Annotated in this window: 7 protein-coding genes, 1 other RNA gene and 2 pseudogenes; 2 read left to right on the top strand and 8 right to left on the bottom strand. The window is 70.2% G+C overall.

Annotated elements, in window-relative coordinates; all coding sequences use genetic code 11:
- Positions 1 to 583: pseudogene (locus tag ACFVYK_RS21415) on the top strand (hypothetical protein); the annotation flags it as partial.
- A gap of 1,050 nt (positions 584 to 1,633) precedes the next feature.
- On the opposite strand, the gene ssrA reads toward ACFVYK_RS21415, so the two are convergent.
- The 5 genes from ssrA to ftsE all read right to left on the bottom strand — a co-directional run bounded on the left by ssrA (position 1,634) and on the right by ftsE (position 5,796).
- Positions 1,634 to 2,022, bottom strand: a transfer-messenger RNA (tmRNA) gene (gene ssrA, locus ACFVYK_RS21410).
- Positions 2,023 to 2,221: 199 nt separating this feature from the next.
- Positions 2,222 to 2,770 (bottom strand): SsrA-binding protein SmpB, encoded by a 549-nt coding sequence (smpB, locus tag ACFVYK_RS21405; protein WP_389776241.1) that lies wholly within the window; start codon positions 2,768 to 2,770, stop codon positions 2,222 to 2,224.
- 93 nt (positions 2,771 to 2,863) lie between these two features.
- Entirely contained in the window at positions 2,864 to 4,039 is a 1,176-nt protein-coding gene (locus ACFVYK_RS21400) for a S41 family peptidase (protein ID WP_389776238.1), read from the bottom strand.
- A gap of 89 nt (positions 4,040 to 4,128) precedes the next feature.
- Positions 4,129 to 5,046 (bottom strand): permease-like cell division protein FtsX, encoded by a 918-nt coding sequence (ftsX, locus tag ACFVYK_RS21395; protein WP_389776236.1) that lies wholly within the window; start codon positions 5,044 to 5,046, stop codon positions 4,129 to 4,131.
- Positions 5,047 to 5,106: 60 nt separating this feature from the next.
- Positions 5,107 to 5,796 (bottom strand): cell division ATP-binding protein FtsE, encoded by a 690-nt coding sequence (gene ftsE, locus ACFVYK_RS21390; protein WP_020132390.1) that lies wholly within the window; start codon positions 5,794 to 5,796, stop codon positions 5,107 to 5,109.
- Positions 5,797 to 6,033: 237 nt separating this feature from the next.
- Here ftsE and ACFVYK_RS21385 point away from each other — a divergent pair, with 237 nt between their 5' ends.
- A complete protein-coding gene (locus ACFVYK_RS21385) occupies positions 6,034 to 6,228 on the top strand; it encodes a hypothetical protein (protein WP_389776234.1) in 195 nt (64 codons plus the stop codon).
- Between the two features lie 87 nt (positions 6,229 to 6,315).
- Here ACFVYK_RS21385 and ACFVYK_RS21380 read toward each other — a convergent pair whose 3' ends face one another.
- The 3 genes and pseudogenes from ACFVYK_RS21380 to ACFVYK_RS21370 all read right to left on the bottom strand — a co-directional run.
- A complete protein-coding gene (locus ACFVYK_RS21380; protein ID WP_389776231.1) occupies positions 6,316 to 7,242 on the bottom strand; it encodes a hypothetical protein in 927 nt (308 codons plus the stop codon).
- Positions 7,243 to 7,512: 270 nt separating this feature from the next.
- Positions 7,513 to 8,619 carry a peptide chain release factor 2 gene (gene prfB, locus ACFVYK_RS21375; RefSeq protein WP_389776228.1) on the bottom strand — a complete coding sequence of 369 codons (1,107 nt, stop codon included), beginning with the start codon at positions 8,617 to 8,619 and terminating at the stop codon, positions 7,513 to 7,515.
- 94 nt (positions 8,620 to 8,713) lie between these two features.
- A pseudogene (locus tag ACFVYK_RS21370) lies at positions 8,714 to 8,908 on the bottom strand (serine/threonine protein kinase); the annotation flags it as partial.
- Positions 8,909 to 8,985 lie beyond the last annotated feature (77 nt).

Below are 8,985 nucleotides of genomic sequence, written 5' to 3'. Positions count from 1 at the left end.
CGATCGGCCCGGGCTCGGCTGCACCGCGTCCGTCGGCGTCCCGGCGGACCCGCCTCAGGCTGCCGGGCTGGAGGCCGCCGGGGCCGGTTCCGGCGGGCCGCCGGCGACGGTGGTGGAGGCGCCTGCGGCCGGGGACGGCGAGGCGGCCGACGGCGGGGACGCGGCCGGTGACGAGGCGGGCGGTGGCGCGGACGGCGTCGGAGCGACCACCGGACTGCTCGGGCCGGGCGCCGAGGAGGCCAGGGCCGTTGGCCTGGAACTCGGGCGAGGGGAGCCGCTCGACGCCGGCCGCGTCGCGGCGGAGGGCCCGGCCGACGGAGCCGCGCTTCCCGAGGCCGTCGGCGCCGCGCTCAACCCCGGCTTGCCCGACGCCGCCCCCTGCGCGGAGGCCGGGGCCCCCGTGTCGGCGGGCAGCCCGGATCCGGGCCGTCCGGGCCGGGGGGCGCCGGAGTCGTCGGGCGCCGACGTGCTGTCGACCTTGCCGGCCGCCGGCTTGTCGTCGGCCTTGCCCGGCACGGGGAGCGGCAGCCAGGGCGCGCCGGCGTTGCCGGACAGCAGGGCGGCCACGATGACCACGGCATAGGCCCCGCAGGCGGTGCCCACGAGGATGCCGATGCGACGGAACGTGCGGCTGCGCCGGCCCGATTCGTCGACGAACACCGGGACGTCGGACGCCGACTCGGAACCGTCGGCCCGCCCCCGCTGCAGCGGATCGAGCTGGACCGTCACCTCTCCGGCGTCGTGGTCCTCGCCGGCCGAGCCGCCGGGGAGCTCTCCCCAGGGGTCGCGCAGCTCGCTCGACCGTTCGTTTTCGGAAAGCCCGTTCGAGACCTTCGAGGCCGGAAGCGGTCCGTTTTCTCGTGGTAAGTCCATCAGGGACCGGTATCTTCCGCTCTCTCCCGGCGCGGACATCAGAGGTTGCCCCACGGCCCCGGAAAAGCTCTGGAATGCTGCCCCCACGACCGGCACGTCCCGCGTCGGGGGTGCCGCCTCCGGCCACTTCGGTTGGGCGTCTTCTCGCCAATTCTTCACTTGCGCACTTCCCCCCACGGAACTGTTCTGGGTGACCACGACCCTGAGCACAGCCGATGGAACCAGGCCCCCACCTGGCTCTCGCGCCCCATTTACCCCATTGCGCTCAGGTCGACGAATCTAGCGCAGGCATGGGCCCTCTGTTTGCGTTGTGTCATTTATGGTCAGAAGTCATGTTCATGCCTATGGCTGAAAACAGGCCCTTGACGGACCATCGGAACTCCACTGCGGAGACGTCACGCCGGCCCGCGGGACATCGAAGCCCACCGCGCGCCGAAGGGACCAGTCCCTTTGGACCAACCGGCGACATGTGCGGACAAAGGGGCCGGAAGAAGGGGAGCGGCGGGCATCGGCCCAGGCATGGCTGGAAAGCCCCGTACCGCACAAGGTGAATTTGCACTATTCGTCCGTGATCGGCCGAGCGGCTCCCGTGGCGTCCTGCCCGTCGGGGGCCGTCAGCGCCCCGCGAGACGGGTACGCCCACGGGGAGTCGGGCCCCGCACCTGCTTGACGCCCGCGGACGCGGCCGGCAGACGGAAGTCAGGAAAAACAGAAGACCCCGCCCCCCTGAGAGGGGCGGGGTCTTCATGTCACATGGGATGAGTGGAGATGGCGGGAATCGAACCCGCGTCCAACGGTGCAGAATCAGGGCTTCTCCGTGTGCAGTTCGCTGTGATTTTCTCGGCCCCGGCGATCACGCGAACAAGTCGCCGACGGGCCCAGTCACTGTTTGATTTCCCATCGAACCCCGTGACCGGGCTCGATGGTTTAGTCCCCTAGATTATGCCAGGATCCGGATCGGGAACACTTCCGGGCTGACACCCATTAAGGGTCCTACACTCACTGCTTATTAGGCAGCGAGGGCGTAGGACTGGGAATCGCTCTTGATATTGGCGATTATTTTTTGCGACATATGGTTTACGAGATCATTGCCGCTTCCTCGACACGCTTCCCCTGCTTCAACAGTCGCTGTCGAAACCGATCATCCCCATGTTGATTTTTCAATCCCTCCGAGGAGGGCCCGTGCCCACTGCGGGGCACATCTGACATCGTACGTGACCAACGCCCGTCGGTGCCACTGTATTCCCGGAGGCCTCCCGGGGCCGTGCACCCGGTGGGCCGCAGGCCCGGCGGCTGTGCCCGCCCGGCCGGACCGCCCGGCTGTGCCCGTTCGGCTGTGCCCGTTCGGCTACGCCTCGCGCTGCTTGCGCTTGACCGCCGCGATCGCCCGGTCCGTCTCCCGGCGGTCCTGCTTCTCGCGCAGGGTCTGCCGCTTGTCGTACTCCTTCTTGCCCCGGGCCAGCGCGATCTCGGCCTTGGCCCGGCCGTCCCTGAAGTACAGGGCGAGGGGCACGATCGTGTGGCCCGTCTCCTCGGACTTCACCGCCAGCTTGTCGATCTCCTCACGGTGCAGCAGCAGCTTGCGCTTGCGGCGCGCGGAGTGATTGGTCCAGCTGCCCTGGCTGTACTCGGGGATGTGGGCGGCGTGCAGCCACGCCTCGTCCCCCTCGATCTGGACGAAGCCGTCGGTCAGCGAGGCGCGGCCCTGGCGCAGCGACTTGACCTCGGTGCCGGTGAGGACGAGGCCCGCCTCGTAGACGTCGACGATCGCGTAGTCGTGCCGGGCCTTCTTGTTCTGCGCGACGATCTTGCGCTTGCCGTCCTTGGCCTTGCCGGACGCGGCCGCCCCGCCCTGCTTCGGCTGGGACTCCTTCGGTACGTACATTCCCTTGCTCATAGTCCCGCCATTTTCGCATCCGGAGGCGGGCTGAGGGAAAGCCGATTACGCGACCGCGCGCGGAACGCCCGCAGCGTGCCCGCCCCGGTCCGCTCAGGACGCGTCGCCCAGTCCACTCAGCACCGTCTGCGCCCGCTGCAGCGCCCCGTCGTCCGCCTCCAGGTCGGGTGTGATGCCCCGGCCGTCGACGGCCCGGCCGGACGGGGTGCGGTAGTGCCCCACGGTCAGCTCGGCGACCGAGCCGTCGGGCAGCCGGCGCGGCATCTGCACCGAGCCCTTGCCGAAGGTGCGCGAGCCCACCACGACCGCGCGGCCCCGGTCCTGCAGCGCGCCGGTGACCAGCTCGGCCGCGCTCATCGTGCCGCCGTCGACGAGCGCGACCAGCGGACGGACGGTGTCGCCGCCGGCCTCGGCGTGCAGGACGCGCTGGTCGCCGTCGACGTCATAGGTGGCGACGAGGCCGCCGTCGAGGAAGGCGGACGCGGCCGTGACGGCCTCCGTGACCAGCCCGCCGGAGTTGCCCCGCAGGTCCAGCACGATCCCGGCGCCGGACGGGGCGTGCGCGACGGCGCCCCGGACGCTGTCGCCGACGCCCTTGGTGAACGCGGCGACGGTGATGACGGTGACGCCGCCGGAGACCTCGTGGACGGCGACGGAGTCCGTGGACAGCAGCGCCCGGCGCAGGGTCTCGGTCCACGCGCGCGTGCCGCGTTCCAGGCCCAGACGGACGGCGGTTCCTGCGGGCGCGTCCTTCACGTCGCCGCGCAACAAGGAGACGACCTCGGTGACCGGGAGGCCGTCCACGGACCGTCCGTCGACGCTGCGCAGCCGGTCACCCGCGTGGACCCCGGCGGCCGCCGCGGGCGACCCGGACTGCACCTTGGTCACCTCGATCCGGCCGTCCCGCTCCCGCCGCGCCTCCAGGCCGACGCCGGTGTACCGGCCGTCGAGGGAGTCCTCGAACTCCTGGTACTCGCCCTCGGAGTAGACGGCCGCCCAGCGGTCCCCGCTGCGGCTGACCGCGCGCTCGGCGGCCTCCATCGGGGACTTGCCGTCCGCGGCGGCCTTCTCGGCGGCCCGCGTCACGTCCTCGGCGTGCCCGGCGGCGGTGGACGCGGCGGCGCCGGAGGAGCCGGCATGTCCCTCCCCCCACTGCTGCGGCAGCGATCCGGTCGCCGCCCCGGCGACGAGCACGCTCGCGAACACCAAGGTCAGGGCGGCCCCGCGGCCGAGACGGCGAGGCTGACAGAACGGATCACGGCCTGACATGGCGGTGAGTCTAGGGGAACGCGCAGGGCCGTACGGTCGGTTGACCGCACGGCCCTGCGGGGCGTGCGTCACACTCCGAGGCGCGTGCGTCACACCTTGAGGTACTTGCGCAGCGCGAAGAACGCGGCCAGTGCGGGCATCAGCAGGCTGGTCGCGAGGATCAGCGGAAGCTTCGTCAACACGGCGTCCCAGCCGATGAAGTTGATCAGGTTCAGCTTCTCGGACAGGGCCAGGCCGTGGTCGATGATGAAGTACCGGCCGATCACCAGGAATCCGCAGGCGACCGTGCCGCCGATGAGTCCGGCGACCGCGGCCTCGGCGATGAACGGCGCCTGGATGTAGAACCCGGAGGCGCCCACGAGCCGCATGATGCCCGTCTCGCGCCGACGGCTGAACGCCGAGACGCGCACGGTGTTGACGATCAGCATGAGGGCCACCACGAGCATCAGCGCCATGACCGCGCGCGCCGCCCAGTTCATGCCGTTGAGGAGTCCGAAGAGGTTGTCCAGGATGCCCTTCTGGTCCTGCACGGACTGCACGCCGTCCCGCCCGTCGAAGGCGGTCGCGATGACCTGGTACTTCTCCGGGTCCTTCAGCTTGATGCGGTACGACTCCTGCATCTGGTCCGGCGTGAGGGAGCTGGCCAGCGGGGAGTCGCCGAACTGCTCCTTGTAGTGCTTGTACGCGTCGTCCTGCGACTCGTACGTCACCTTCTCGACGACGGCCATCTTGTCGAGGTCGGACTTGATCTGCTTCTTCTGGTCAGCGGTGACCGCGCCCTTGGCACAGTTGGGGTCCGACTCGGCGTCGCTCTTGTTGCAGAGGAAGACCGAGACGTTGACCTTGTCGTACCAGTAGCCCTTCATCGTGTTGACCTGATCGCTCATCAGGAGCGACCCGCCGAAGAGCGCCAGGGACAGGGCGACGGAGACGATGACGGCGAAGGTCATCGTCAGGTTGCGGCGGAGACCGACGCCGATCTCCGACAGTACGAACTGGGCGCGCATGGCGTGTTGTTCAGGCCTTTCCGGGGACGCCCGCGAGGGCGGGCGCGATGGCGGGGGCGGTCAGTGCTGGTAGCCGTAGACGCCGCGCGCCTGGTCACGGACGAGGCGGCCCTGCTCCAGCTCGATGACGCGCTTGCGCATCTGGTCCACGATGTTCTGGTCGTGAGTGGCCATCAGCACGGTCGTGCCCGTCCGGTTGATCCGGTCGAGCAGCTTCATGATGCCGACGGAGGTCTGCGGGTCGAGGTTGCCGGTGGGCTCGTCCGCGATCAGCAGTTTGGGCCGGTTCACGAAGGCGCGCGCGATGGCCACGCGCTGCTGCTCGCCGCCGGACAGTTCGCCCGGCATCCGGTCCTCCTTGCCGCCGAGCCCGACGAGGTCGAGCACCTGCGGCACGGACTTGCGGATCTCGCCCTTGGACTTGCCGATGACCTCCTGCGCGAAGGCGACGTTCTCCGCCACCGTCTTGTTCGGCAGCAGCCGGAAGTCCTGGAAGACGGTCCCCAGCTGGCGGCGCATCTGCGGCACCTTCCAGTTGGAGAGGCGGGCGAGGTCCTTGCCCAGCACGTGCACCTGACCGTGGCTGGTGCGCTCCTCACGGAGGACCAGCCGCAGGAAAGTGGACTTTCCGGAGCCGGAGGACCCGACGAGGAAGACGAACTCGCCCTTCTCCACCTCGAGGGAGACATCCCTGAGTGCGGGGCGGGTCTGCTTGGGGTAGACCTTGGAGACGTTGTCGAATCGGATCACGGATGCACCACGGGTCGCCGGGGGTAGATGAGCGTGACCATACGCGAACCGGGGAGGGCGGCGCAGGCGTCGCAAGGGGTTGAGTGGGGCTTGTACGTTTTTGTACGGGACTTTGTCCACCCTCCGCTCTTCGGGTGAGCCGCGCGGCCCCCGGAGGAACCTGGCACAGTGGAGGGGGAACGTTCCCGTTCCCCGAAGCGTTGTGTCGATGGAACCGGTGCAAGGAGGGCGAGGCGCATGACGTACGACCGGCTGGTGTGCGCTAACTGCGCTGCGCCCGTGAGCGAGGGCCGGTGCCCCGTGTGCCGCGCGAACCGTGAGCGGCTGCAGCAACAGGACAACTTCCTCGCGAATCTGAACCCCATGGCGCTGATCGCGCTGCTGGCGGTGCTGGTGGCGGCGTTGGCGCTGCTCGCCCACCAGACCGCGTAGTCCCGGACGGAACAGTCGAAGGGGCCCGGAGCTGATCGCTCCGGGCCCCTTCGCGCGTACGTCATGTACGGACGCGGCTACCCACGGTCAGGCAGCGGCCCCGCCGCGACCGGCCGCGAGACGCGGCAGCACACGGAAGCCGATGCCGCCGGCGATCATGGTGGCGGCGCCGATGATCAGGAACGTGGTCTCGCCGGCGCCGGTCTCGGCGAGCTCCTTGCCACCGCCCTGCGCGGTGGTGTCGGCGGCCGCGTCCGAGGTGTCGGTCAGCGCGGAGCTGCCGACCTCCTGGGTCGAGGCGCCGTCGGTGCCGGTGCCGCCGACGGTGGAGCCACCGGTGCCGCCCGAACCGCCGGTGGCGGCGGAGCCGCCGGTGGAGTCGTCGCCGCCGGTCGTCGAGCCGCCGCCCGTCGTGGAGCTGCCACCGGTGGTGCCGGTGCCGCCGGTCGTCGTGGACGAACCACCCGTGGTGGAACCGCCGGTGGTGGTGGACGAACCGCCCGTGGTGGACGAACCACCGTTGGTGGAACCGCCGTTGGTGGTGGACGAACCGCCCGTGGTGGACGAACCGCCCGTGGTGGACGAACCGCCCGTGGTGGACGAACCACCGGTCGTGGTGGTGGAACCGCCGGTCGTCGTGGTGGAACCGCCGGTGGTCGTCGAGCCGCCGGTCGTGCCGGTACCGCCCGTCGAGCTGGTCCCGCCGATCGACACCGAGCCGCCGACGGAGGCGGTGCCTCCGGTCGAGCCCGAACCTCCGGTCGTGCTGGTCGAACCACCGGTCGTGGACGAACCGCCCGTCGTGGTCGGGTCGCAGTCAGGAGCGGTGACGATGTCACACGGTTCGCCGCCCGTACCCGGCTCTTCAGGGCCCCCCACGGTCGCGACAAGGCCGCTGAAGCCACCCTCGTCCCCGGCGGCCGAGGCGACCCCGGCGACCGTCAGCGAGGCGCCCGCGGCGATCACGGCACCGGCGGCTATGCGCGCGACCCGGATCCGTGTCTTCTTCGTCATATGGTTGCTACCCCCAGTAGCTGAATCGTCGATGAGGCCGCGCTCGGGGCTGGATCGACGGAGGTAGCTGAGATCTAGCTGAAGCCCCCCGGTTCACATGCGCCCCGCAGATACGCATGCCACACTGCACCTTCCCCATTTTTCCCAGCAGCGTCAAGGTCGTTGCGCACGCAATGTCCAAGTCAGGGGGCTTTGCGCGACATCGGTGCTGTGAATGTGACCTAAAAGGCAACCGCCCCTGATTCAGGGGCGGTTGCCTTGTCGACAAACCTACTTCTCCTGCTGCTTGCGCCAGCGAATTCCGGCTTCCAGGAACCCGTCGATCTCGCCGTTGAACACGGCCTCGGGGTTGCCGACCTCGAACTCGGTGCGCAGGTCCTTGACCATCTGGTAGGGGTGCAGGACGTACGAACGCATCTGGTTTCCCCAGGAGTTGCCGCCGTCGCCCTTGAGGGCGTTCATCTTCGCCTGCTCCTCCTGGCGGCGCCGCTCCAGCAGCTTGGCCTGGAGGACGTTCATCGCGGTCGCCTTGTTCTGGATCTGCGACCGCTCGTTCTGGCAGGAGACGACGATGCCGGTGGGGAGGTGGGTCAGGCGCACCGCGGAGTCGGTGGTGTTGACGCCCTGGCCGCCGGGACCGGAGGACCGGTAGACGTCCACCCGCAGCTCGGACTCGTCGATCTCGATGTGATCGGTGGTCTCCACCACGGGGAGGATCTCGACACCCGCGAAGGAGGTCTGCCGACGCCCCTGGTTGTCGAAGGGGGAGATGCGTACGAGCCGGTGCGTGCCCTGCTCCACGGAGAGGGTGCCGTAGGCGTACGGGATCTGCACGGCGAAGGTGGTCGACTTGATGCCGGCCTCTTCGGCGTACGACGTCTCGTAGATCTCGGTCTTGTAGCCGTGCTGCTCCGCCCACCGCAGGTACATCCGCTGGAGCTTCTCCGCGAAGTCGGCGGCGTCGACGCCACCGGCCTCGGCGCGGATGTTGACGAGCGCCTCACGGGCGTCGTACTCCCCGCTGAGCAGCGTGCGCACTTCCATCTCGTCGAGCGCCTTCTTGACGGAGACGAGCTCGGACTCGGCCTCCGCGAGGGCGTCCGGGTCGTCCTCCTCCTGGGCCATCTCGAACAGCACGGCGAGATCGTCGATCCGGCCGCGCAGCGTGTCCGCCTTCCTGACCTCGGCCTGGAGGTGGGACAGCTTGCTGGTGATCTTCTGCGCCTCGTCCGGGTTGTCCCACAGGGACGGCGCGGCCGCCTGCTCCTCGAGCACGGCGATGTCTGCCCTCAGCTTGTCGAGGTCCAGAACGGCCTCGATCGACTCCATGGTCGAGGAGAGGGACTTGAGCTCTTCGGATACATCGACGACTGCCACGCCTCCCAGCGTAACGGCTCCGCCAACCGGGGAGTGCCGGGCGCCGCCGGCGGGCCCGGGCGGGCCGCGGTGGCGGGCCCCGGCGCCCCGGCCGTCACGGCGCCGTCGGCGCCGAGTTCTTCGTGTCCTGCGGGGTGGCGCCCCCGTCGTCGCCGGAGGTGGCCGCCCAGGTTCCGACCCCGACCGCCGCGGCCAGCGCCGCCGCGGCCACGCCGAGCGTGATCCGGCGCCGTCGCGTGGCGGAACGGTTCCGTGCCGACCCCGGACGCGGCGCGCCGGGGGCCCCGGGCCCCCCGGGCCGCCCGGGGGCGCCCCCCGCCCGCTAGTACGGCGCGGGGGCCCCCCAGGAGGGGGGGGGGGGCCCGT

It is taken from the genome of Streptomyces sp. NPDC058291, assembly GCF_042880855.1.
In the GTDB taxonomy this organism is placed as follows: Bacteria; Actinomycetota; Actinomycetes; order Streptomycetales; family Streptomycetaceae; genus Streptomyces.
This window is presented reverse-complemented; position numbering and strand designations above follow the sequence as displayed.